Genomic DNA, 22,591 nt, shown 5'->3' on the forward strand with positions numbered 1-22,591 from the left:
CAATACTGACACTGTGCATGACGTTACGCAATCCCTACAATGGTTGCAGACGCTTTTTAATGAGAGATGACGATGAACACAGCGCAACACTCGCCAGAGGAACATGCCTTGCGCATGAATCAGCATGGGGCCTCCTTTTTGCCGGGACATCTGGGCATACGCATGCTATCGGTTGCCAAAGGCGAAGTACATGCCGAGCTGGATATTGCGCCACATCTGCTGGCTCCCAATGGCTATCTGCATGCCGGTACGGTGGTGACACTGGCGGATACGGCTTGTGGATATGGCTGTATTGCCAGTCTGCCGGAAGGGGCTGCCAGTTTCACGACGGCGGAGTTGAAATCGAATTTTTTAGGGACTGCGCGTTCCGGAAAAATCACCGTGCATGCCAGCGCCTGTCATCTCGGGCGCACGACTCAGGTATGGGATGCCGTGGTCAGTTATGAAGGTAAAAAAATCGCTCTGTTCCGTTGCACACAAATGATCTTATTTCCTAAAAAGGATGTGGCATGAATCAAGAAATGACAGTATTGCAGCAATGGTTGGCGCGCGAGGCCGAAGTACGTGCCAATATGCGTGAGCCAGGTACGATGGATCTGGCGCTGGTCAAGGAAATGACTGGTCTGGAGTTTTTGCAAGGCATACTGAATGGACATCATCCGGTTGCCGGCATCGGCAAAACCATGGATTTTTTTCCAGTCGAAGGCGAGGCTGGTCGTATCGTATTTCAGGGGACGCCGGGACGTCAGCATTACAACCCGATGGGCAGTGTGCATGGAGGCTATTTCTGTACCTTGCTCGATTCTGCAGTGGGTTGTGCAGTGCAATCCATGCTGCCTAAAGGTATGGGATATACAACCCTGGAAATCAAGGTCAATCTGATTCGCGCCATGAATGAAAAAACCGGTCCGGTCAGAGCGGAGGGCAAAGTGATTCAGGTGGGACGGCAGGTAGGAACGGCAGAGGGCCGTATTATTGATAGCCAGGGCAAAGTCTACGCACATGCGACGACAACCTGTCTGATTTTTCCTCTGCCCTGATGGCAACTGACTGCAACTGATCTTAACCTGACCTGAGCCTGACCGCACCCGGTATGGCGTCGGTCAGATCGTTCATATCAGATCGTGCATATTGAGGTGCTGGTGAATGATTGCTTCACCAGCACCGCTTCAATATTGGCGCATGATTGGCGTATGACTACGTGTGTGATTCGGGCAGTATTCAGTGCGTGGCTTCTTTTTCCTGAAGTGTGCGCCACATGACTTTGCCTGTACCGGATTTGGGCAGGGTATCGACGAACTCGACAAAGCGTGGCACTTTGTAAGCAGCCATTTTTTCATGTGCCCACGCCATGATTTCGTCGCCAGTGATGTTGACGCCAGGTTTTTTCACAATCACTGCTTTCACGGTTTCGCCACGGTAGGCATCTTGCGCCGCGATAATGCAGCACTCCTGAATCGCTGGATGTTGGTACATCATCGACTCCACTTCGGCCGGCCAGACTTTAAAGCCACTGGCATTGATCATCCGTTTGAGGCGATCGGTAAAGAAGAAGAAGCCTTCTTCATCAATGTAGCCGAGATCGCCGGAACGGAAGAAGCGCTTACCATCAAGTTCAGCAAATGATTCTGCTGTTTTTTTAGGATCATTCCAATAGCCTTGAAACACTTGCGGACCATGTATCCAAATTTCTCCGGTCTCGCCCTGCTTCACTTCTTGTAAGGTCGTCGGGTCGACGACGCGGGAATCCACATTAAAATAAGGAATGCCCAGACATTGTTGCTTCATGCGCTGTGGTGGATTCAGGTGGGATGGTGCCATGGTTTCTGACAAACCATAGCCTTCCATATACACCTGACCAGACAAGGTCAGTAGTTTTTGTGCAATTGCTGCTGGCATTGCTGCACCGCCACCGGAAACCCGCGTCAGTTTCGAAATATCGTATTCCGGCAGACGTGGATTGGAGAGGAAGTCGATCATCATTGGCGGCACCAGCGTCCAGTTCGTGACGTGATAACGGGTAATCAGTTCTCCGGCCGCATCTTTATCCCAGCGCGGCAAAATCACCAGTGCACCACCACAGTAAATCATGGCGTTCATGACAGATTGCATCCCGGTGACATGGAAAAATGGCAAAACTGCCAGCGCCACATGCGTCGGCACAATGGCGCCTGACCATGTCGGGCTGCCAACGATATTGAACATGACCGATCGGTGGTTGTGAATGCAGCCCTTGGGTTTGCCAGTGGTGCCTGAGGTGTAAGGCATACAGGCCAGATCGTCTGGGCCAGCCATGTGTTCGTTTGGACGGTATTGAGTCGCTATGGCGTCTTTCCAGCTGACGACGCCCTGATGAGCCGCCACATCTCTTGGTGCTTTGACGAATTCAGGGACATTCAGCGTTGTTTCTTCTGTCAGATGATCAGAATACGTAGCGACCACCGCATGCTTCAGGCCAGTCGTGCCGACCAGCGGCAGCATGCGTGGGAACACGTCTTGTGATACCAGCGCCGTAGAAGCGCCGCTATCACTGATGTAATGCGTGAGTTCATCGGTCATCAACATGGGATTGACGGGCACCACCATCGCATCAGCACGCAAGATTGCATAAAAACCAATGACGAATTGCGGGCAGTTTTGCATATTCAGCAATACCCGGTCACCTCTTTTCACACCGCAAACCTGTTGCAGATACCCGGCGAGCGCCAATACTTCCTGGTGCAATTGTGCGTAGGTCAGTACCGAATCGTAAAAAATGATCGCAGGCTTATCCGGGTAACGTAAGGCGGAGACTTGCAGATTCGTATAGACGCTGGCTTCTGGGGTGATCAGCTGATGCGGTAAGCCTTGCGGCCAGTGTGCATAGTGTGCGGTGTTCATGTCAGTCTCCGTAGTGTGATGTGAATTTTTTGCATTAGAGTGCCACACCTAAATTATTTTTGCACGGTCGTTCGCAAATTTGCAACAAGAAACTTTGCCGCTTCCGTATGGATCAATGTACTGCATTTGTCTGCCTAAAGTTACAATGATGGTTATTTATTCAGATTGTTACCTCATTCAACGGAGTCAGCGTGTTTCAGCAAATAAGACTAGCCTCAATCGTGTTCTCTGGCCTGCTCGTGGCCGCCTGCGGCGGCGGTGGCAGCAGTGGGACGACTACTGCAACAGGCAGCAGCAATCCGGTCACTGTTGCTGTTCCCGCGCCGCTGACAGTATCCAATGGTAATCCACTGACGTTTCTGGGGCAGGTCAGCAGTACTGCCGGGACGATTTCTACGATGTCCTGGAAACTGGAGGCGCTGACACTGGGGGCGAATAATGTTTCCGTTCTGGCAAATCAGGATTGCAAAAATACACAAAAGAGTCCCACTGGAACAGAAGCCAGTTGCACCTTGCAAGTCACACCACCCACGCTGCTGACCGCCGACTATACCTATAAGCTGACATTTACTGCCAGCGATGCTAAAGGTAACAGCAATACTGCCTCGACCACCTTGCTGGTGTTGAAAGAAGCATCATCGACCTACAACCCGATTGCCAAAGTAGGTAGTGATATAACGGTGACTTCCGGTGATAAGGCGACGATGACGTGTACCGGTAGCGGCGGTACGCCAGCCACGAGCGGTGATCCATACGCCTATCAATGGGTGGTCAGTGACGATGCCGGTCTGGGAGTGAAACTGGTGACGACGGATACCGCCGTCACCAGTTTTACGGCACCGGTGGTGACTGCATCCACCACCATGAAGTTTCAATGCCGCGTTACAGACGATAAGCAGAAAATTGGTACTGCCACGCAAAATGTGATTGTCAATCCGATTATCAAGCCGACGGTGATTCCCATTTCCTATAGCGGTGGCGTGGTGACGTCGGGTTCCAATATCACACTCGATGGCAGCAAATCAGTGAAATATGACGCGAACGGAAAACTGATTGATGGCGGCGTTATTTACTACTATTGGACGCAGAAATCAGGCCCGGTAGTGGATATTTTCAACGCCTTCAGCAGCGTTGCAACAACAGCTTTGCCAAAACAGGTAAGCACACGCACGGCTTTTGTTTTTACGTTGAATGTTTCCAATTCGCCAATCACGACTGGTGGAGTGTCGATTGATCCGATTAAGCAGGTTGACGTGGTTTTTTACGTTGATCCGTTGCCCGCGATTTCTTTGGTGTCTTATACGCCGACACAGGTAGCATTGAGCGGTAGTGCTGTTGTCCTGAAAGTAGACGCACCGTCGAATACTGGTTCAAACCAGGTGTATTACGGTTGGACGCAGGTATCAGGGCCGTCAGTACTGATCGCGGGTGCGAACACTGGCAATGCCGGGTTCGTTGCTCCGGTAGTCAGTACTGATACGATTATGATTTTCCGTGCCAGTGGCGGTTATCAGCCTATCACGGTGACGACACCGGGTACGGCTGCGATTGATGTCATCGTTCTGGTGCAGCCAATCCCGACAAAATAAATTTTACTCACCCGGCAAGGCTCTGCTCTTGCCGTGTTTATGCTGGCGCGACAGAGTTTTTGTCGCGACCAGGATTTCCCGCATGAAGTAAATAAAGCTGCCGATCAGCGAAAAAATACCTCCGACAAACAAGGCTGCAATCAGTTTGTCCAGATTCAGGCTGGTTGCATCGCCAAGAAACAGTGTCGCAATGACCAGGCAGATCAGCAGACCGCAGGATGTGCTGAGGGTGATGGCACGGTTAATCAGGCGTGAGCGTTCGTAGAGTTCATTGAGTTCGTATTCCAGCCCCAGCTTGTTGATGGGGGCCCTATCGTCTGGCATTTTCTGCAATAAATCTTCCACTACCCTTGCCCGGTCAATGATACGTGCCAGACGGCTGGTCAGGACGGACAATTTTGTACCCACACCGGTCAGTAAAAATACCGGCGCGATCGCCAGTTGGATAATGTGGCTGACATCGCCAAGTTGCAGACTAATCATAAAATACTCTCTTCTTTTCATTGGCTGGCAGACGCGGCATTTGCACATGGTGATTGCGTAATGTGCTGGCTTGCCGGACAAAGTCTTGTTTGTAACGGGATTACGTGGTCAGGTCTTGGTAAGACCTCTTCCTGGCAGACTGTACACGATCCCATGCACATCATTCAGGCGGATAGATGATAATAGAGTAAGCGCAGACAACACAATATGGCAGTAAATTATGTCTTCCGTATGGTCGTGATTCATCCTCTTCTGGATAGCACGGTCTGTACTGCACCATGATGATTGCACCGCGATGCATTACGATAGCGATGAACCTCAGGAGTAACTTATGTCAGTATCTCAACGTATGCCAGCGATTTTTTTTGGACATGGCAGTCCTATGAATGCACTGGAAAATAATCGCTATACGCAGGCCTGGGAGCAGTTGGGGCAGCGTTTCCCCACGCCGAAAGCCATCCTGATGATTTCTGCGCACTGGATGACGCATGGCGTTGCAGTGACTGCGATGGCAGAGCCAAAGACGATTCACGATTTTGGTGGATTTCCGCAGGCTTTGTTTGACATGCAGTATCCGGCACCAGGAGACCCGGCATTGGCGGCACGTATTGCTGAATTACTGTCACCGGAGCTGGTGATTCAGGATCAGCAATGGGGTCTGGATCATGGAACCTGGTCAGTGTTGGTCAAAGCGTATCCGGCAGCTAATATTCCGGTGGTGCAGCTCAGCCTGAATATGGATCAGCCCGAGGCCTGGCATTTTTCTTTGGGACAGAAACTGGCTTTGCTGCGTGAAGAAGGCGTGATGATTGCGGCAAGTGGCAATGTGGTACACAATCTGCGACGCCTTGCATTTCACGCCCCTGCGTATGACTGGGCGACACGATTCAATGACAATATCAGACAAGCCATCGTGAGTCGGGACTGGAACAAGGTGATCAACTTTACCCGCATGGGGAGCGACGCCACCCTATCTGTCCCAACCACAGAGCATTTTCTGCCTTTACTGTATGTACTCGGCTGCCATACAGCGCAGGATCAGTTGGAGATTGTAGTGGATGGCATTGAACTGGGGGCGATCAGCATGATGTCTGTCGTGGTTGCATAAACGTCGCATAGCAAGATACGTAATATATTCTGCATATCCTGTCACCGAAACAGGAATATTGCTCGCAAGTACTGGATTTCAGCTATTTTTTTCTGACTACGACTACGACATTACGGCCATGGCAGTTGAACTGCCATGGGATCGCCATTAATAGGTAAGTGTGCGGTAACTGAGCTATAAACTAAGCCGCCGCGACAGGCAGGGTCAGGCGCACTTCCAGACCGCCTTCGGACATATTCGTCAACGCTAATTGTCCGCCGTGTTGTTGAGCGATATTTTGTGCAATCGTCAGCCCCAGACCTGTGCCGCCAGATTCGCGCGAGCGCGATGTTTCAATCCGGAAAAATGGTTCGAATACCTTGTTCTGGTATTCAGGAGGGATGCCATTTCCGCCGTCGCGTATCAATATATGCAAGACATCGGCCGCGGCATCGGTCCCTGTTGCCAGGCTGACCTTCGCAAAGTGACCATATTTCACTGCATTATCGATCAGATTTGTCAGGCAGCGGCGTAACGCCTGCGGTCTTGCCATCACGGTAATGCCCGGCTTACCTTCAAAACTGACATCCTGACCCGCATCATTGGCATCGGCGCAGACGCTATCGAGTAGTGAGTCCAGATCCAGAGGCCGTAAGGCTTCGTTACTATCCATACTACGCGCCAGATCCAATCCGTCCTTGATGAGCATCTGCATGGCAGACAGATCACCGATCAGTTTGTCACGCAGATCATCATCGCCCACTTTTTCCAGACGCAGACGCAAGCGTGTCAGAGGCGTTTGCAGATCATGCGTAATGGCCGCCAGCATATGCGTACGTTGTGCGATGTGTTGCCGTATCCGCGCCTGCATCGCATTGAAGGCACGCGTCGCTTGTAAAATTTCTTTCGCACCTTTTTCAGGTAAAGGCGGACGATTGATATCTTGCCCCAGATCTGTTGCTGCCTGCGCCATCTGCTGCAGAGGTCGCATGGTCATTTTGGCGATCAGAAAAGCCAGTACTGCAATGCTGGTCAAAAACATGAACAGGTACTGTATAAAGTCTGGACTCATGGGCGGTACCGGGCTGCGTGGCGGCAGCACAGTCAGACGCAGTTCTGTACCGTCGTGCAGCGTGATCCCCAGCGCTTCGCATGGCAAGCGGGACGACTGAAAATCAGGCGGAATGCGTGGACAGGACGCAGGGTCTTGTGGCAGCGACATGACCCGGAAATTTTTATCCAGACGCTTGCTGACTGCAATCGCATAATTGGAGCGAGGAACAACATCAGTGGTTGCTGCTGGCAGAGTGGTGACCTTCAGACCCAGTCGTGGTGCTGTTGCCAGAAAGGCTTCACGATTCGCCGCTGGCAGCGCATCCAGCGCCAGCACCAACTGTTCGGCCCGCTCAACGGCATGCGAGTCGCGGTATTGCGACAGAGTTTTTTGTCGCTCGCCAAATGTCAGCCACCACGTTAATACGGTAGACGCAAGTACGCCCAGCAACAAAATGGCAAATACCCTTCCCCACATGGACGACAGAATTTTCATGCATCTGGCTCCGTGGTGACCGTCACTGCCAGAACATAACCACCATTGCGAACTGTTTTAATGATTTGCGGTGAACGTGCATCTTCCCGTAATTTCTGGCGCAGACGACTGATTTGAATATCGATAGACCGGTCAAACGGGTCAGCATCACGACCGTGCGTCATATTCAATAACTGATCCCGGTTCAGGATACGGTTGGGATGATCCAGAAAAATACTCAACATCCTGAATTCTGCACCAGACAGCGACACGATCATCCCTTCAGGGCTTAGCAGATGACGTGCAGTCATATCCAGTGCCCAGCCTGCAAATTTTAATTTTTGTAAGGCTTCGCCATGTTGATTGTGATGACTCGATTGCGTCCGTCGTAAAACACTGCGGACACGCGCCAGCAGTTCGCGAGGTTCAAAAGGTTTTGGCAGATAATCATCTGCGCCCATTTCCAGACCAAGAATCCGGTCGAGTGGCTCGCCCCTTGCTGTCAGCATAATGACGGGCAGCGATGATTTGCTCCTGAGCGTTCGGCACAGTGTCAGGCCGTCATCGCCGGGCAGATTTAAGTCCAGCACCACCAGATCAATCTGATGCTCCTGCAGCGCCGCCCACATCGCATTGCCTTCACCGGCTGTGACAGTGGCATAGCCGTTATTATCCAGATAATCAGCCAGCAAACTGCGGATGTCGCGGTCATCATCAACGATGAGAATTTTATTTAATGTATCCATGCTTTTCATTATGACTCCGGCGGAGGAATTGGAGGCGGTGATTTTGTATCGGCTTGTTATCGTCAATGATCAGAATTTCATCGTTATTCAGACATGATTCAGGTATTCGCCCGGCAACATTCCCCAGTGTATTTGTTGATTATTTTGCTTTATACATCTGACACACCTGATGTTGCTATTTGCTGTTCTTACTCAGGCTCAGAGCTGATTAAAGTCATAATAAGGTCATACTTAGGTCAAACAAAGCCATACCAGAGGCAAGTTAGCGTCACATGAATTCCACGCCTTGCGCTGTCTTTCAGGTCATATTTTGCCTGCTGAATCGTGTATTTTTTCCCTGCATATCTCTCTTTCTCATCGAGACTGTTACACAGGGATACAAACCAGAAGCTGTCTGACATTTGATAGTTACATCTATGACCCAAGATACAGGCTATGACTGAAGCGAAGATGTTTGATCGCAGATCAGCCATTGCGTTTATACCGTCAGTTTTTTTTCATTCCTGATCCTTCACCGCCAATACTTGCCGCAACCCGGTCAGTGCTGATGACAGTGATTAATCTGCAATGAATTCGGAGACGGGTATGAACTGTTCAACTCAACGAGATAAAAATCATGAAAATTCTGAAAATGAAATTGTACATTGGTTTGACAGCAATGACTCTTGCCATCGCTGGCAGTGTTTATGCACAAAGTACACCTCCGGCACCGCCAGCGCCAGATGCACACGCAGGACACCACGAAGCACCCGGTGACAAGGCAAAATGGGCCGAAAAAATGAAAGATCGCATGGCGAAGCATCAGGCCGAGCTACACGATAAATTGAAAATTACCGCAGCTCAGGAACCTGCATGGAAAACCTTTACTGACGCAATGAATCCTGGCGCGATGCCAGCACGTCCAGATCATAAAGAGCTGGAAAAAATGACGACGCCGGAACGTCTGGAAAAAGGCCTGGATCGTGCTAAAGAACATTTGGCACAGATGCAGACACGTCTGTCCGCGTTAAAAACTTTTTACGCCATCCTGACACCAGAACAGCAAAAAATATTTGATGACAGTCATCGTCGCATGGAAAAAAATATGCATGAACGCATGTCTGACCATATGCATGGTCATGGTTCTATGAGCGGCGATAAAAAGCCTTAAATCCTCTATTTTGTTCCGGTACTATTGCACACATCGCGAGTACTGGAACAATCAATCTGATTTTCTTATTTGAAGTGATCTGTATCCAATCAGACATCATTGAGAATTTTCAGAATTGAGGAAATGTTGTCTCGTTAGAGTGATAGCTTTTGTTGTATAAGTTCAGTGTAAATTTCGTACAAGCTCGTATTATTTTCGTCATGCAATGTTGGGATATTTTTTGTCAGCCCATACATAAAAAGAAGCACCTGTTTTTTGAACAGGTGCTTCTTTTTTATTGATTAGATCGACAGCGAATTGCGCTGTTGGATTTGTCATCCAGTCAGATTATTTAGCTGGTGCAGTTTTTGTTTGTTCGGCTTTAGGTTCTGTATTGGCACTTTCTTTTGCCTCTTTTTTTGCAGCTGCATGTTTGTGATGTTTATGTGCTTTTTTCTCACCAGCAGGAGTCGCTGTTTTATTTTCTGCTACGGGTGCTGACGCTGGAGCCGTAGCGCTGGTGCTGGCAGGAGTAGCCGCTTTCGCTGGAGTTGCTGGTGTTTGAGCAAATGCAGTGCCCATAGCAAAAGTAGTGGCGATGATGGAAGCGATGATCTTGTTCATGATAAATCCTGTTCTGTTTTAATCTGGTTAGCGTAGTCAATCTACGTAAGCTAAAAACGTGTTCAACATGATTTCTGTTGACATGAAATTTGTTGCGAATTGTAATTGTTGACGCGATTATTTTTTCATTTTTAAGCAGTGAAATTTTTTAAAAAATCATGATGTTTTTGTTTTTCAAAAAATTTTTTTCATCAAAAAATAAACAATGATCTGAAGAAAATAATGATTAAAAATTTCGTCATATTTTTCTTAAAATAAAATGAAAATCGGCAGACATTTTTTAATGTCTGCCGATTTTCATTTAGACTGATATCGTCGATATCAGCCATTCAATTGTCAGTTTATTTTGCAGGAGCTTGTTTCGTTGTTTCTGCTTTTGGTTCTGCAACCGGATGTGTTTTTAAATCGGTTTTTACGTTTGCTTTTACCTCTGATTTAGCCGCTGCTTTCGCATCTGTTTTAGCGTCTGCTTTTACGTCAGTCTTTGCTTCTATTTTTGTATCCGCCAGCGCTTCTGTTTTTTGTTTGGCATGTTTTACATGTTTGCTGACTTTTTTCTCTGCTGCCGGAGCGACAGATTTTGCATCGCCAGTTGTGGCTGCGACTGATGCTGCTGGTGTTGCGGCTTTCGCGTCTGCGGCAGATGCCGCGACAGAAGTTTTAGCTGTGCTTGCTGCGGCTTGCGCTGCTACCGCTGGTGTAGCGGGTGCGACTGTTTTTGCAGCAGTAGCTGGTGTTTGTGCGAACGCTGTACCCATAGCGAAGGTAGCAGCAACGAGGGAGGCGATCAGCTTGTTCATTTGAAATCCTGTTCTTTGGTTGATTTGTTTTACGTAGTCAATCTACGTATGCCAAGAACGCTGCCCGTTGCATTTGTGTTGACACAGAATGTGTTGCGAATTGTTACTTGATATTTTTCGGCGCAACATAACGACGCATTCACTATTTTCTGCTTGGGCATCGCAGATGTGTTTTATGATACTTTGGCAGTAACTGAATCACATTACATTACGTTGAAATAATCTGAGTCCGGATCATTAATAATAAAACGACTTCTATTCTATTTGTCTGTATGGGTAACATCTGCCGCTCACCAACAGCAGAAGGCGTATTTCGTCACAAGGCTAACGTGGCAGGGTTGGCTTCGGTGTTGTCTATCGGTTCAGCGGGAACGCATGCTGATCATATTGGTAAACCACCGGATCTGCGTTCACAGGAATTTGCATTCAAGTGCGGGATAGATTTGTCTGCACAACGCGCGCGTCAGGTGAATCAGGAAGACTTCATCCGCTTTGATTTTATACTGGCGATGGATAAGCGAAATCTGGCCTTGTTAAGGTCATGCTGCCCTGCTGCGAATTCGCGTCAAATAAACCATCAAATGGCATTCAAAAAAGCTACTCATTCGCATTTCACCTGTACCACCAAGTCGCATCAAAAAAGCCACCTGCGCTTTTATTCACAGATGGCTCAGTGCTGAAGTCGATTTTTGACTATTTTATTTTTTGCCTCGTCTTTTTCCTTAGTGATTCACCAGACAACTTGACAGCGTAAGAACTGTAGACAACTCGGTTCAAGATAGCATCTGCCACTGTTTTGTTTGGCAGCGTATCATGCCACGCGCTCATAGGAAAATGACTTGTGATAATTGCGGACTTCTTTCCTGCACGTGCATCAATTAACTCAAGTAAGTCATGTTGAGCACGTTGATTAAAAGGTTCAGTACCTCAATCATCTAGGATAAGAAAATCAAATTCTTCTAGCTGCTGTAATCTTTACTGAAATAAATTCAATGCCCGTGCAGAAGTCAGTTCCAACATTAGCGTCGGGACGCGAATAAAAAATGTAGGAAGTCCGTTTTTGCAAGCTTGATTTCCCAGCGCGCACGCAAGCCAGGTTTTTCTTGTGCCTGTTAGTCTTGTCAATACCAGATTAAGATTTTGCTGCATCCATTCCAAAGTAGTCAGCGACAATATCTGAGATTTGTCGACAACGCGTGGAGCACGGTAGTCAATGTTTTCGACGGATGCTTGCATTTGTAGTTTCGCTTTTTTTAGCAACATTTGCATACGCTTGCTGTTTCGGGATGTGGCCTCCTGATCTACAAGAATACGAATTCTTTGTTCGAACGGAATTTCGCCGATACTTGGATTGGCAATTTAACGTTCATTCCAATGATTTTTCTAGACTCCATTCAGCAATCGCTGCGTGCGCTTCCGTTCTATGCTGCTTGTGCACAGTGAATTTTCCACGTTCATAACTGCGAATATGAGTTGTGATGCATTTACTCTTTTGAAGAATATCGACGGCAGTGGCGGTTAGGCGGAAATCAAACTCTTGCCCCCGCATTTGATGTGGAACGCATGTAACCATGCCCGTCGATTGTGACAAGGTAGATTTCCAGAAGAACCAACAACACTAAAGCCAATCCGGAATTCGATGCACGTCTATACAAGCAACGCCATCTGGTTGAAATTTTTTTGCCAGATTGAAGCATTTCCGCAGTATTGCGACTTGCTTTGAGAAATTGGCGCGAAATTTCAAAGTCATGCTCTCTATGGCATGTGCTTTTATCTGGATGAAATTGAAATGAGGATACTCCCTAAAGACAAGATAATTAGACATAACGCCCATTAGTTATTAACACGATTAAATGTAAATTTGTTTACATTTAATCATTGAAAATGAAACAACAGAAATGAATGGAAACATTTCAAAATTCCCTATAAATATTATTATAATAAATAGATAAAAATATAACTTTTGATGAGCGGCATCATTTAAAAAAATTCTTTGGCGTGTAGTGATGCTCCGGAGAAATTGCAGATTAAAAGCAGGGACACATGACTCAAATTTTACAAAATCTAGCCAAGCTAAATGCCTACGAATGGATTCAAAGACGCCAAGGAAAAATCCCATCGATCTTCGGTAGAACGCAAGTTCCCCCGCTTGCGTTAGCGCAAGTCGTGGCAGGAATCAGCGGCTACGGAATAGTGCGTGGAATCATGAAGGAGTTCCTGAGCACGTTACCGCCAACAGGGGCGAGTGGCGACCGTCCTGAAAGAAGCGAATGGGGCCTGGAATGGGCTATTTTGCGCCTAGCCTCGTCGATTGGCTGCGATATTTTGGGCTATCCTGGCGAGAAAAAGGGGGAGTACATCCATCAGGTGATTCCCGTGGCAGGCCGTGAAGAAAGTCGCAGTAATGAAGGTGCTAATCTTTTTGAGGCGCATATGGAAGCCCCTCATCTCCCCGAGCCGCCCGATCTCATCATGATCACCTATCTCAAAAATGAGGAGAAGGGGCCAACAGCGATCTGGCCACTGGAGGTGTTTCTGGAGGTGATGACTCCGCAGGAACTTGACATCGCATTTCAGCCGCGATTTTGTGTAGAAATGGGAGAAAGCTGGGGTGTGCGTGAGACTTTCAATTACCCGATTCTGGAGCGCAACGAGCTCGGCGAGATGAAGCTGCGACTCGACCTGACATCCATGACTGGCGCGGATGAAGAAGCGCAACGGTTGCTCGACAAACTCTTCAAACATTGTGTGACGGAAGACGGTCAACTACGCAATTGCCTGAGTTTGCTCATGGAGCCGGGCGATGTATTGCTGTTCGATAACCGTAAAAATTGCCACGGTCGAGTTTCTATCCCAAAGGTAGATATTGCACCGGAAGACCGGCGTTGGTTGCAGCGAGTCTATCTGCGCAGACTGCAAGCGATCTAAAAGTGTGCTATGGAACGAAAAATTAAATTCACCAAAATGCACGGTCTCGGCAACGATTTTTTACTTGTTGAGGAAGATCATGTGCGAAACGAAAATCTCGGCCAACTCGCCACGATTATGTGCAATCGCCGCACCGGTGTGGGTGCCGATGGTCTGCTGGTTTTAGGGGCATCCTCTGAGCCGAGAGCCGTGTCGATGAGGATTTTCAATCCTGACGGTAGCGAATCATCCATGTGTGGCAACGGCATACGTTGCGTAGCTCATTATGCCTATGGTCGCGGAATTTGCCGGTATCGAGAATTCGCCGTTCATACCTTGGCGGGGCGCATGCAGATTTCTCTGCGGCTGGTCTCCGATGATGTAGTCGGTGTCAGCATTGATATGGGTGTTCCTGTGCTGAATACCAACGATATCCCCGCCCAGCTTGCTTTGGAAAATTTACCCCCATTTTCGATCGAATACGCAGGGTCTTCCTGGAATGGCCATGCGCTGCGGGTTTCGGTCCCGCATGCGGTGATCTTCTTGGATACATTGGACCAAGTCAATGTCGCTGAAGTCGGAGCCTTCATTGAGCGCCATGCATTTTTTCCGGAAGGTATCAATGTCAATTTTGCCCAACATATCGGTAAGGATCGGGTTCGCCTACACACCTGGGAACGTGGTGCGGGATTGGTTCTCGCTTGCGGCAGCGGTGCCTGCGCCACAGTGGTAGCGGCCAACGAATTAAGTTTGACTGGGCCTCAGGTCACCGTGGAAGTCGCACTCGGCGAGCTGCTGATCGAGCGTTCCAGCGACGGCCGGATACTTATGACGGGACCAGCGCGTTATGTTTTCGATGGTAACTTCCACTTGATGGGGGAATAGATTTTATGATTGCTCAATGCCCTACTGAACTGGTGCATGATGATTGCTTTTTGGCGTTGCGCAGCATCGCGCCGCACTTTGCCGTCAACCTAAAGCTTGAAGGTTTTTCTGTTACAGGCTCCATCAAGGTCAAGGCAGGGGCGCATATGATCCAGGCTCTGGAGGCAGCTGGCACATTGCGGCCTGGTTCGCGAATCATCGAAAGCTCGTCCGGAAATCTCGGCCTGGCGTTGAGCATGATTTGCGCCGCCAAGGGGTATGCCTTCACCTGTGTCAGCGACCCAAATATCTCGCCGCTCACTGAAAGCCTGATTAAGGCCTATGGTGCTGAACTCATCATCGTGAACAAGCGTGATGTGAATGGCGGCTACCTGGAAACCCGTATTGAACTGATCAAGTCTATGATCAAGCTGGACAGTCGGCTGGTATGGATTAATCAATACGAAAATATCGAGAACGTCAGAGCGCACCGGCTCACGACAGCCACCAGCATTCTGAAGCATTTCCCGAATCCGGATTTTATCTTTGTCGGCGCTGGCACGACCGGCACTCTTGGCGGCGTCTCCAGCGAGCTGCGCGAGCGGGCGCCCAACGCCCGCATTATCGCCGTGGATTCTGTCGGCTCTGTGACCTTCGGCGGTCTGGCGGGGAAGCGGTACATTCCCGGGCTTGGCACGAGCACGCCACCACCCATCCGCCGGCATTCGAGTTTCGACAAGATGCTGATGATTCCAGAAGTCGAAACGATAGTCATGTGTCGCCGCCTCGTACGCCAGGGCATTTTGCTTGGTGGTTCTACCGGCACCGTACTGGCTGGTGTAGGTCGTTACGCCGATCTGATTCATGCCGGTGCCTGCGTGGTCGCTATCTCGCCTGATCTCGGTGACCGCTATGCCGATACCATTTACAACGACGAGTGGGTTAATACCCGCTTCCCGAACCTACTACGCGAATCTGTGCCAGAAATGGCGAACTAAGTCAACAATCCATGATATCCCCAAGCACTTTATTTGTTGTTCCCGGTAGAGCAATTGCCGATCTACTCTCCAAATCGCATGCAAATGTTATCGGTGTGGTACGAGATACCTATTTGGCGCACGGTGCGGCACAGACCATCAATCCAGACAGTTATTTCTTGCGCTTTGACGACAAGCCGGAAGCTCGCATTATTGCATTGCCTGCTGCCTTGAAAGGTGATCGAGCGGTCTCTGGCATTAAATGGATTGCCAGTTATCCGTCGAATATCCGCGTCAATCTGCAACGCGCTTCTGCGACGCTGATCCTCAACGATTACGAAACCGGCTATCCCATTGCATTTTTGGAGGCGTCACAGATCAGTGCGGCGCGTACCGCCGCCTCAGCCGTATTAGGAGCTGAGGTGCTAGGCAATGGTAAACATGCAAAGCGCTTAGCGGTGGTCGGTGCAGGCGTCATTGCGAGAACCATTATCGAATACTTTCATGCGAATTCATGGTCGGTGGAATCACTCGTTGTGCACGACCTAAATCAAACTGATGCCTCGCATTTGGCCAGAGCTGCTGAGCCGCTATGCGCATCGGCGGTGGTGGCCGCATCGCTGGATGAGGCGTTGCAAGGTGCCTCCCATGTAGTTTTTGCCACCACTGCGGTTCAGCCCTATATCCACAATTCAAGCTGGCTTACTCCTCGCCAGATCATTCTCAATATTTCCTTGCGCGATTTGGCGCCTGAGATTTTGATTGGTTCTACCAATATTTTTGATGACGTGGAACACTGCATGAAGGCATCAACTTCGCCACATTTGGCGGAGCAGCTTACGGGCAATCGTGATTTTGTAGCGGGGACGCTGGCGGATGTGATATCAGGAAATCTTGATATCGATGATGATAAACCCATCATTTTTTCGCCATTTGGACTTGGCGTTTTGGATGTCGCACTCGGCCATTACTTGCTGGAACGCGCATGCCTCCACAAGCTGGCTTGTCCCATTGAAGGATTTTTCCCGGATACCGCCCGCTGGTAATTCCCTAACGCAACATTAAAGATAACATGTACTACAACAATTTTCTTGGCACAGTCGGCAATACGCCGGTAGTACGGATCAATAGCCTTGCCGGCAATTCCGAACACGCCATTTTTGCCAAATTGGAATTTTTCAATCCTGGTCGCAGCGTTAAAGACCGGATCGCCCTCAATATCATTGAGCGTGCTGAACAGAGCGGCGCACTGCAACCCGATGCGATGGTAATTGAATCTTCATCCGGCAACACTGGCATCGGACTCAGCATCGTTTGTCGTGTTAAAGGCTATCGTAATGTGGTAGTGGTGGATCAGAACTGTCCGGTGGAAAAGCTGAAGCTACTGCGAGCGCTGGGCGCGACGATTTTGATGCTAAAAAGCAGAGCAACCGTGGGAGCCGACCTGACACAGTCGCGGATTAAACTTATCGACGAACTGCGCAGCCATGTCGATGGGATGTTCGTGCCCAATCAATATGAAAACCCGGATGCGCCCGATGCGCATTACCGTGGCACTGGTGCCGAAATTGTGGAATTTATCCAAACTAGCGCGATACCAATCAAGGCAGTATTAGTAAGTGTCGGCACCGGAGGTACGATCACCGGAGTCTCGCGGCGTATCAAAGAGTACGATCCCACGATTCAGGTGATAGGTGTGGAACCAGTAGGCTCGACGCTGTTCGGAGGCCAAAAAGGGCCTTATCTGCAGCAAGGTCCGGGAAATTACTTTACCCCAAAAAATCTCAGTCACGACTATATCGACATAGGCGCAAAGATATCTGATACGGATGCGTTCAATATGTGCCGTCGCATGGCGATGCAGGAGGGCATGCTGCTCGGTGGATCGGCCGGAGCTGTATTACATGAGGCACAGCGGATTTTGCCTACACTAGGAAGCAGCATGCTTTGCGTGTTACCCGACAGCGGCGAAAAATATCTCGACACCATTTATTCCGACGAGTGGCTCGCGCAACATGGCATCGAGATTGATACAAATCTTCGCAATCCAATGCTAGAGGTTGATATGGATAGGCCGGTCGATTGTGCTGAGCTTGCTGCCGCCATTTCTCATCAAGAATATTGAAAGTCGATTATGGAAAAATACAAAATACGCAGTTTATTGTACGCAGAGAATTTTTTTGTCACCTTTGCGGTCGGTATATTTCTCACACTTCCACTGTGGTTCCAATCCTTTGGTCGTAACGAATTATTTTTCGGGCAAGTATTTGCAGTAGGTGCTGTCGGCGCTCTTGTTTGCGTACTGTCCAGTCACTGGTTGCTGAAACGATTCGGACTGAGTCGTTTTGCCCCAGCGGGAAGCCTGCTGTTTTTCATCGGTAGCATAATTTTCCTGCTTGAGTCCCGCAGTGTAATGCCTTCCGAGCCGCTACTTTATCTAGCTTCTTTGTTGCATGGGATGGGATGGGGAATTTTTCTCACTCAGGGGCCTTTGTGCATGTCGTCCACATTGGAGGACAAGGAGCGTTCTTATTATTTTACGATTTATGGTGCTTACAACACGATGGGGATCGGCCTGGCACCCATCTTTTGTAGTCTGGCGTTGAAATATTTGGGAATGAACTACAGCAATCTCTACACGCTGGCATGCGTGACGAGTTTTGTCGCTTTTCTTCTCTCCAGCAAGGCTGCCAACAGAAATAAGCTGTATGCAACGGTGGGGCAAAATGAGGCGGGCGCGAGCTCTCAGGGCATTGGTACCATCATGCGACTTCCAAGCGCATTTTTCTTGACGATGGTAGTGATCTGCGCCTGCGTCTATACAAGCATGATGAATTTTCAAGCAACCTTCGCGACCTCCATAGGAATCGATTACACCATTTTCTTTAGTTTTTATACGTTGGCGGTGGTCAGTGCTCGCTTCGGTTTGAGTAAATCTATTGCGAAGTTCTCCCCTGGTTTTGTGATCGCGGCACTTGCTTTGTTGATGGTGATTGCACTCACCTTGCTGCTATACGCGGATTTGTCCGTCGTGGTCTATGCCATGGGAGCCTTGCTGTTAGGTGTGAGCTATGGACTTCTGTATCCATTGATCCAGGCGCAGGCTGTGAACCATGCTCCTTCTGCGATGCGAGCACAGGCATTGATCGCCTTTAGTTTGTCTTATCTGGTGGCGCGCTACCTGTTTCCCTATCTCGGTGCTGTGGCGGTGCAAGAGCATGGTTACCGTGGTTTGTTCTTCCTGTTGCTGATTGGCACCTTGGCCAACCTTGGCATTGCCACGTACTTTTACACCATTGGTCCAGGGAAGGCCCCCTCGGTCAACTTCGCTGCCGACCGATAGCGCTTGTCACGTAGCTGCAAAACCGCCTACGTGGTCACTACCCAGCCCAGTATCGCGAAGTGATGGCGTATTTGCGTTTAATCGACGACCAGAACGATATCTTACTGGACGCTTGATTTTTTCATTCCAATCGTCTTTCTTGAAGGTGACACATGTCCATCTTATCCAGCTATCCGGTGGTACTTGAGTCCATCGATTTTTTCCTGGCTTCAGAAGAAGTCGATTACCATGATGTGCAAAACTTAGCCCAACAAATTGCCGACCGGGGCATGTGGATCATGCCTGTACCTGTGGAACGCCATACCGGCATCATCATGGATGGTAACCACCGCTTGCGCGCAGCTCGGCTGTTGGGGTTGTCGCATTTGCCCTGCATTTTGCTCGATTACAATACACCCGGCGTCTCGGTATTACACTGGGACAGCGGCGAACCATTTTCGATTGCCAAAATCTATCAGGTGATCCTGCGCGAGCACAAAATCTTTGCTTACAAAACCACGCGCCATGTTTTTGAACCAGCTCTGCCCGCCTGCGAAATCAGCATCGCCAGCTTGCGCCAGATTAACCAATTTACCCAACACAATGATGAACGGGTGTTGTCCCCGTAGTCGAAGTTCTACCGCCACCGCAGCCGACCAATGCCAGCACGGTGGTCAGTGCGGTTAAACGTAACGCTGTTGAAATAGAAGATGTAATTTTTTCATAAAAATTCTCGTCAAATTGAATTGCCGATTTTTTAGAACGTGCTCACGATCTTACTGTCAGGGCGTGAACACGTTCTGAGAAAAAATAAACAGGATGTAGCAAAGACGTATGTGAATGAGGCGAAGACAATCTGTCACAGAAGTTCTTCGCCTGATGACGCTGATGAGGGCTACTGATTATTCTGCCAGCATTTCACGCTTCACTCTGCGGGCGATTTCCCAATCGAGTTCTTTGTCACGTTTTTTTTCCAGCGCATCGATGTGACGCAGTTTTTTATCGGCGACAAATTCTCCCGACAAAATCAGACGTGGTTTGCTGTCGGCAGAGATCAAGCCTTGCGTTGCCCATGCGGAACGTGGCAAGGTGGAGCCAGCAAAAATGCCATAGTCTTTACCGCAGTGAATGCCTTTTTCTCCGACCACAGATTCACCGGCCTTGATGTATTTTGCTGCGTATAAAGTCGCTGCCGTGGCGATCCAGCGGCCTGCGTGAATTTCGCCAAACAGACTGCTGAGTTCACCTTTGGCGCGGATGCTGCCCCAGGCACTGATGTCACCCTGGCTACCGATCGCACCTGCGGAGACATTGCCCTGACAAACAATTTCACCAGCAAACAGGCTGCCTTCGACTTCGATATTGGTTTCGCTGAATACTTCACCCTGGCAATTGCAATCACCCGCGACGTGGATTGCGCTGGCACTCAGATGGCCGCCAACGAATTGCACTTCGGTAGCTTCAAGGTCGTCATCGAGTTGCAGGTTGCCATGACAATCCAGATCTGCGCAGGATAAATAACCGAGTCCCTGAATATCACCAAAGCCGCCGAACACATCGTTATGCTGATGGCGGTCGAGTATCGCCGGATGCACCAGCAGATCGATAAAACTCTCACCTTCTTTGAGTTTGCGCTGATCGAGTTCGAGTACGCGCGCCATCCATTCGGCATTGCAGCCGGTTTTGACGAGGAATTCCACGTCGATATTGCCGCCTGCATCCAGTGTCTGGCCGATATACAGCGATTGCACCTGCACATCACCCGTCACCGTCAGCTTACCAAGACAGAAGACCTCTTCTGCAATCAGGTCACCGTCAATTAACAAGTCACCGCCGACGATCAGTTGTGTCGTGATCGTCACGTCGCCCTGAATATGGACATCGCCAGTGCTGGAGAATTGTTTGCGTTTCAAGCGCGTTGCTTGAAATGGTTCAGGTGCATCAGGGACGCTTGCAGGGGCGCTTTTAGTGAGCTTGGACATGGTATGCCTTATAAAGGAGAGGACCTGGATCAACTGGAACAACGCGCATTATCCCAGACTTCTGTTATCACCGATATGGTATGAGCTGACAACACCGGGACGAATGATAGTGAGTGCCATAATTTTATGTGGCCTCAAAGGAGTTGAGCATGACATAGCATGCAGATGGCATGGCATCATGTTGCCTTTGCATATTCCGTCTTTTGGAGTCAAGAGTGAATTCTGTTTCAGCATTGCGTCCGTGGTTAGTCCGTTTGCCTGCCGGTTTGTTTGGGATTGTATTGGGTCTGTTGTCTTTGTCATCCGGATGGCGCAGATTGCAGGTATTTGAGATTCAGGGCGCTGGCGTGGTCGCTGATCTGGTGCAGATGGCTGGGCTGGTGGTATTTGCATTGCTGGCGCTGTTGAGCGTATTGAAGCTGATACGTTATCCGTCGACGCTCATGACGGAATTACGCCATCCCGTGCAGGGCGCCATGTTGGCCATTGCCCCGACATGCTGCTTGTTTATCGTCATTCTGCTGTTGCCTGCTCACATGGAATGGCTGACCGAGGCGCGGATATTGGTTGCAGTTGCGCTATTGTCTCAGTTGTTAATCGCATGGCATATCGTGTCACAGTTATCGACGGGCAGAATGCCTGCTGATCTGATCAGTCCTGCCTTGTATTTACCGATTGTTCCGGGCGGATTTGTCGGTGCGATGGCAATGAAGACCGTGGGTTTGCCAGGATTTGCCATGTTGCTGTTCGGCGTAGGTCTGGCGGGGTGGGCGTTGCTGGAATTTAAAATCCTGAACCGCCTTTTCTCTGGTCCTTTACCTGTGACCCTGCGCACTACACTGGGCATCGAAGTAGCGCCAGCAACAGTGGGTACGTTGACGGTGATGACATTATGGCCGGAATTGTCAGCAGATTTTCTGATGATAGGAATTGGTATTTCGAGCGGCTTACTCTTCGCCGTCATGACACGCTGGCACTGGCTGTTGGAAACGCCGTTTAATGCGGGTTTCTGGTCTTTTTCATTTCCTTTAGGCGCAATGGCATCCTGTGTGGTGGAAGCGGTACAACGTGGACATTGGCCTGCAGAAGTAGCGCTGACAGCGGTTTTGCTGGTCAGCGCTCTGGTGCTTTTTTTGAGTGTGCGTACGATGTTATTACTGTGGCGTGGTGAACTGTTACCAGCCTGAAATCAGGAAGGTAAGGCATCCAGCCGGCCGCTTTCTGCCAGTTCGCGGATGACCTTGATGGTATCAATATCGGCTTCTTCATACGCTGATTTGCGATATTCGTTGTACATCTTGTTCTCTTCATCCTGAGCAGCCGAGGTACTGTTTTCGTAGAGAAAGCGTACGAACAGATGCCCGGGTTGTGGTTCTTCAATCATCATGCGCAGTGACGAAGGCGGTATGTCACCCTGTGCTGCCACGTCGTAATGCACATGTTCAAGATGCACAAAACGCACGGTATCAGTCACCGACAGATCGCCATATTTCAGCGTGCGTGTCATGCTGGCTTCTGTACGGTCAACGATGTTGGCTGCATCCAGATACGGGACAAATAATTTCGGTGATTCCGCTCGTAGCACCAGTCCGCGCCACAGTTGTTCACGGCTGATGAAGTCGGCCATGGGATTCAGGATGTCATTAATTTCTACCAGATGCTCAAATTTCATG

At 49.4% G+C, this 22,591-nt stretch carries 22 protein-coding genes and 2 pseudogenes; 15 read left to right on the forward strand and 9 right to left on the reverse strand.

The features are described 5' to 3' along the window. Positions 1–72: 72 nt before the first annotated feature. Positions 73–513, forward strand: a complete 441-nt coding sequence (locus ACO0LB_RS02965; RefSeq protein WP_423046332.1) for a PaaI family thioesterase — start codon at positions 73–75, stop codon at positions 511–513. Next, positions 510–1,040, forward strand: coding sequence for a PaaI family thioesterase (locus ACO0LB_RS02970; RefSeq protein WP_423046334.1), 531 nt, complete (start codon positions 510–512; stop codon positions 1,038–1,040). Before ACO0LB_RS02965 ends, ACO0LB_RS02970 begins: the two co-directional genes overlap by 4 nt. Before the next feature lie 181 nt (positions 1,041–1,221). Here ACO0LB_RS02970 and ACO0LB_RS02975 read toward each other — a convergent pair whose 3' ends face one another. Beyond that, complete coding sequence (locus ACO0LB_RS02975) at positions 1,222–2,880, reverse strand: long-chain fatty acid--CoA ligase (protein WP_423046336.1); 1,659 nt, start codon at positions 2,878–2,880, stop codon at positions 1,222–1,224. Between the two features lie 191 nt (positions 2,881–3,071). Between ACO0LB_RS02975 and ACO0LB_RS02980 the strand changes: the two genes are divergently transcribed. Beyond that, positions 3,072–4,469 carry a hypothetical protein gene (locus ACO0LB_RS02980; RefSeq protein ID WP_423046337.1) on the forward strand — a complete coding sequence of 466 codons (1,398 nt, stop codon included), beginning with the start codon at positions 3,072–3,074 and terminating at the stop codon, positions 4,467–4,469. A 3-nt stretch (positions 4,470–4,472) separates the two neighbouring features. Here ACO0LB_RS02980 and ACO0LB_RS02985 read toward each other — a convergent pair whose 3' ends face one another. Beyond that, a complete protein-coding gene (locus tag ACO0LB_RS02985; protein WP_423046700.1) occupies positions 4,473–4,949 on the reverse strand; it encodes a DUF2721 domain-containing protein in 477 nt (158 codons plus the stop codon). Between the two features lie 334 nt (positions 4,950–5,283). On the opposite strand from ACO0LB_RS02985, the gene ygiD reads away from it, so the two are divergent. Continuing rightward, positions 5,284–6,060 (forward strand): 4,5-DOPA dioxygenase extradiol, encoded by a 777-nt coding sequence (gene ygiD / locus ACO0LB_RS02990; protein ID WP_423046339.1) that lies wholly within the window; start codon positions 5,284–5,286, stop codon positions 6,058–6,060. A 181-nt stretch (positions 6,061–6,241) separates the two neighbouring features. On the opposite strand, the gene ACO0LB_RS02995 is transcribed toward ygiD, so the two are convergent. Next, entirely contained in the window at positions 6,242–7,588 is a 1,347-nt protein-coding gene (locus tag ACO0LB_RS02995) for an ATP-binding protein (protein ID WP_423046341.1), read from the reverse strand. Continuing rightward, positions 7,585–8,313: a response regulator gene (locus ACO0LB_RS03000; RefSeq protein ID WP_423046343.1), complete on the reverse strand. Its 729-nt coding sequence runs from the start codon at positions 8,311–8,313 to the stop codon at positions 7,585–7,587. Before ACO0LB_RS03000 ends, ACO0LB_RS02995 begins: the two co-directional genes overlap by 4 nt. A 616-nt stretch (positions 8,314–8,929) precedes the next feature. On the opposite strand from ACO0LB_RS03000, the gene ACO0LB_RS03005 reads away from it, so the two are divergent. Further along, positions 8,930–9,463: a Spy/CpxP family protein refolding chaperone gene (locus ACO0LB_RS03005; RefSeq protein ID WP_423046345.1), complete on the forward strand. Its 534-nt coding sequence runs from the start codon at positions 8,930–8,932 to the stop codon at positions 9,461–9,463. 327 nt (positions 9,464–9,790) lie between these two features. Here ACO0LB_RS03005 and ACO0LB_RS03010 read toward each other — a convergent pair whose 3' ends face one another. Together ACO0LB_RS03010 and ACO0LB_RS03015 are read right to left on the reverse strand one after the other, a co-directional pair. After that, the gene (locus ACO0LB_RS03010) at positions 9,791–10,066 is read right to left on the reverse strand and encodes a hypothetical protein (RefSeq protein WP_423046347.1); all 276 of its coding nucleotides are present in this window, start codon (positions 10,064–10,066) and stop codon (positions 9,791–9,793) included. A gap of 341 nt (positions 10,067–10,407) precedes the next feature. After that, positions 10,408–10,866: a hypothetical protein gene (locus ACO0LB_RS03015; protein WP_423046349.1), complete on the reverse strand. Its 459-nt coding sequence runs from the start codon at positions 10,864–10,866 to the stop codon at positions 10,408–10,410. Positions 10,867–11,123: 257 nt separating this feature from the next. Between ACO0LB_RS03015 and ACO0LB_RS03020 the strand changes: the two genes are divergently transcribed. After that, positions 11,124–11,546 (forward strand): low molecular weight protein-tyrosine-phosphatase, encoded by a 423-nt coding sequence (locus ACO0LB_RS03020; protein WP_423046702.1) that lies wholly within the window; start codon positions 11,124–11,126, stop codon positions 11,544–11,546. A gap of 13 nt (positions 11,547–11,559) precedes the next feature. Here the strand turns inward: ACO0LB_RS03020 and istB are convergent. After that, positions 11,560–12,225: pseudogene (gene istB / locus ACO0LB_RS03025) on the reverse strand (IS21-like element helper ATPase IstB). A gap of 237 nt (positions 12,226–12,462) precedes the next feature. Between istB and ACO0LB_RS03030 the strand changes: the two are divergent. From ACO0LB_RS03030 to ACO0LB_RS03065, 8 genes and pseudogenes are all read left to right on the forward strand, one after another. Continuing rightward, a pseudogene (locus tag ACO0LB_RS03030) lies at positions 12,463–12,659 on the forward strand (transposase); the annotation flags it as partial. Between the two features lie 250 nt (positions 12,660–12,909). Continuing rightward, positions 12,910–13,794, forward strand: a complete 885-nt coding sequence (locus ACO0LB_RS03035; protein ID WP_423046351.1) for a TauD/TfdA family dioxygenase — start codon at positions 12,910–12,912, stop codon at positions 13,792–13,794. 9 nt (positions 13,795–13,803) lie between these two features. Then, the gene (gene dapF, locus ACO0LB_RS03040) at positions 13,804–14,658 is read left to right on the forward strand and encodes a diaminopimelate epimerase (RefSeq protein WP_423046352.1); all 855 of its coding nucleotides are present in this window, start codon (positions 13,804–13,806) and stop codon (positions 14,656–14,658) included. A 5-nt stretch (positions 14,659–14,663) separates the two neighbouring features. Continuing rightward, positions 14,664–15,635: a 2,3-diaminopropionate biosynthesis protein SbnA gene (gene sbnA / locus ACO0LB_RS03045; protein WP_423046354.1), complete on the forward strand. Its 972-nt coding sequence runs from the start codon at positions 14,664–14,666 to the stop codon at positions 15,633–15,635. An 11-nt stretch (positions 15,636–15,646) separates the two neighbouring features. Further along, the gene (gene sbnB, locus ACO0LB_RS03050; protein WP_423046356.1) at positions 15,647–16,660 is read left to right on the forward strand and encodes a 2,3-diaminopropionate biosynthesis protein SbnB; all 1,014 of its coding nucleotides are present in this window, start codon (positions 15,647–15,649) and stop codon (positions 16,658–16,660) included. Between the two features lie 26 nt (positions 16,661–16,686). Next, a complete protein-coding gene (locus tag ACO0LB_RS03055) occupies positions 16,687–17,739 on the forward strand; it encodes a PLP-dependent cysteine synthase family protein (RefSeq protein ID WP_423046358.1) in 1,053 nt (350 codons plus the stop codon). Between the two features lie 9 nt (positions 17,740–17,748). Beyond that, the gene (locus ACO0LB_RS03060; RefSeq protein WP_423046360.1) at positions 17,749–18,957 is read left to right on the forward strand and encodes an MFS transporter; all 1,209 of its coding nucleotides are present in this window, start codon (positions 17,749–17,751) and stop codon (positions 18,955–18,957) included. A gap of 152 nt (positions 18,958–19,109) precedes the next feature. Next, positions 19,110–19,565 (forward strand): ParB N-terminal domain-containing protein, encoded by a 456-nt coding sequence (locus ACO0LB_RS03065; RefSeq protein ID WP_423046362.1) that lies wholly within the window; start codon positions 19,110–19,112, stop codon positions 19,563–19,565. A 273-nt stretch (positions 19,566–19,838) separates the two neighbouring features. Here ACO0LB_RS03065 and ACO0LB_RS03070 read toward each other — a convergent pair whose 3' ends face one another. Beyond that, a complete protein-coding gene (locus tag ACO0LB_RS03070) occupies positions 19,839–20,918 on the reverse strand; it encodes a hypothetical protein (RefSeq protein ID WP_423046364.1) in 1,080 nt (359 codons plus the stop codon). Positions 20,919–21,133: 215 nt separating this feature from the next. On the opposite strand from ACO0LB_RS03070, the gene ACO0LB_RS03075 reads away from it, so the two are divergent. Beyond that, positions 21,134–22,105 (forward strand): hypothetical protein, encoded by a 972-nt coding sequence (locus ACO0LB_RS03075; RefSeq protein ID WP_423046365.1) that lies wholly within the window; start codon positions 21,134–21,136, stop codon positions 22,103–22,105. A gap of 2 nt (positions 22,106–22,107) precedes the next feature. Here ACO0LB_RS03075 and ACO0LB_RS03080 read toward each other — a convergent pair whose 3' ends face one another. Then, the gene (locus tag ACO0LB_RS03080) at positions 22,108–22,590 is read right to left on the reverse strand and encodes an SRPBCC family protein (protein ID WP_423046366.1); all 483 of its coding nucleotides are present in this window, start codon (positions 22,588–22,590) and stop codon (positions 22,108–22,110) included. Position 22,591: the final 1 nt, after the last annotated feature.

This window comes from Undibacterium sp. SXout7W (assembly GCF_049339385.1).
Classification (GTDB): domain Bacteria; phylum Pseudomonadota; class Gammaproteobacteria; order Burkholderiales; family Burkholderiaceae_D; genus Undibacterium.

Bases quoted from the DNA above. Each gene is read 5' to 3' on its own strand.
- ACO0LB_RS02965 (WP_423046332.1), top strand. From the start codon at position 73: ATGAACACAGCGCAACACTCGCCAGAGGAACATGCCTTGCGCATGAAT.
- ACO0LB_RS02970 (WP_423046334.1), top strand. From the start codon at position 510: ATGAATCAAGAAATGACAGTATTGCAGCAATGGTTGGCGCGCGAGGCC.
- ACO0LB_RS02975 (WP_423046336.1), bottom strand. From the start codon at position 2,880: ATGAACACCGCACACTATGCACACTGGCCGCAAGGCTTACCGCATCAG.
- ygiD (WP_423046339.1), top strand. From the start codon at position 5,284: ATGTCAGTATCTCAACGTATGCCAGCGATTTTTTTTGGACATGGCAGT.
- ACO0LB_RS02995 (WP_423046341.1), bottom strand. From the start codon at position 7,588: ATGAAAATTCTGTCGTCCATGTGGGGAAGGGTATTTGCCATTTTGTTG.
- ACO0LB_RS03000 (WP_423046343.1), bottom strand. From the start codon at position 8,313: ATGGATACATTAAATAAAATTCTCATCGTTGATGATGACCGCGACATC.
- ACO0LB_RS03005 (WP_423046345.1), top strand. From the start codon at position 8,930: ATGAAAATTCTGAAAATGAAATTGTACATTGGTTTGACAGCAATGACT.
- ACO0LB_RS03010 (WP_423046347.1), bottom strand. From the start codon at position 10,066: ATGAACAAGATCATCGCTTCCATCATCGCCACTACTTTTGCTATGGGC.
- ACO0LB_RS03015 (WP_423046349.1), bottom strand. From the start codon at position 10,866: ATGAACAAGCTGATCGCCTCCCTCGTTGCTGCTACCTTCGCTATGGGT.
- ACO0LB_RS03035 (WP_423046351.1), top strand. From the start codon at position 12,910: ATGACTCAAATTTTACAAAATCTAGCCAAGCTAAATGCCTACGAATGG.
- dapF (WP_423046352.1), top strand. From the start codon at position 13,804: ATGGAACGAAAAATTAAATTCACCAAAATGCACGGTCTCGGCAACGAT.
- sbnA (WP_423046354.1), top strand. From the start codon at position 14,664: ATGATTGCTCAATGCCCTACTGAACTGGTGCATGATGATTGCTTTTTG.
- sbnB (WP_423046356.1), top strand. From the start codon at position 15,647: ATGATATCCCCAAGCACTTTATTTGTTGTTCCCGGTAGAGCAATTGCC.
- ACO0LB_RS03055 (WP_423046358.1), top strand. From the start codon at position 16,687: ATGTACTACAACAATTTTCTTGGCACAGTCGGCAATACGCCGGTAGTA.
- ACO0LB_RS03060 (WP_423046360.1), top strand. From the start codon at position 17,749: ATGGAAAAATACAAAATACGCAGTTTATTGTACGCAGAGAATTTTTTT.
- ACO0LB_RS03065 (WP_423046362.1), top strand. From the start codon at position 19,110: ATGTCCATCTTATCCAGCTATCCGGTGGTACTTGAGTCCATCGATTTT.
- ACO0LB_RS03070 (WP_423046364.1), bottom strand. From the start codon at position 20,918: ATGTCCAAGCTCACTAAAAGCGCCCCTGCAAGCGTCCCTGATGCACCT.
- ACO0LB_RS03080 (WP_423046366.1), bottom strand. From the start codon at position 22,590: ATGAAATTTGAGCATCTGGTAGAAATTAATGACATCCTGAATCCCATG.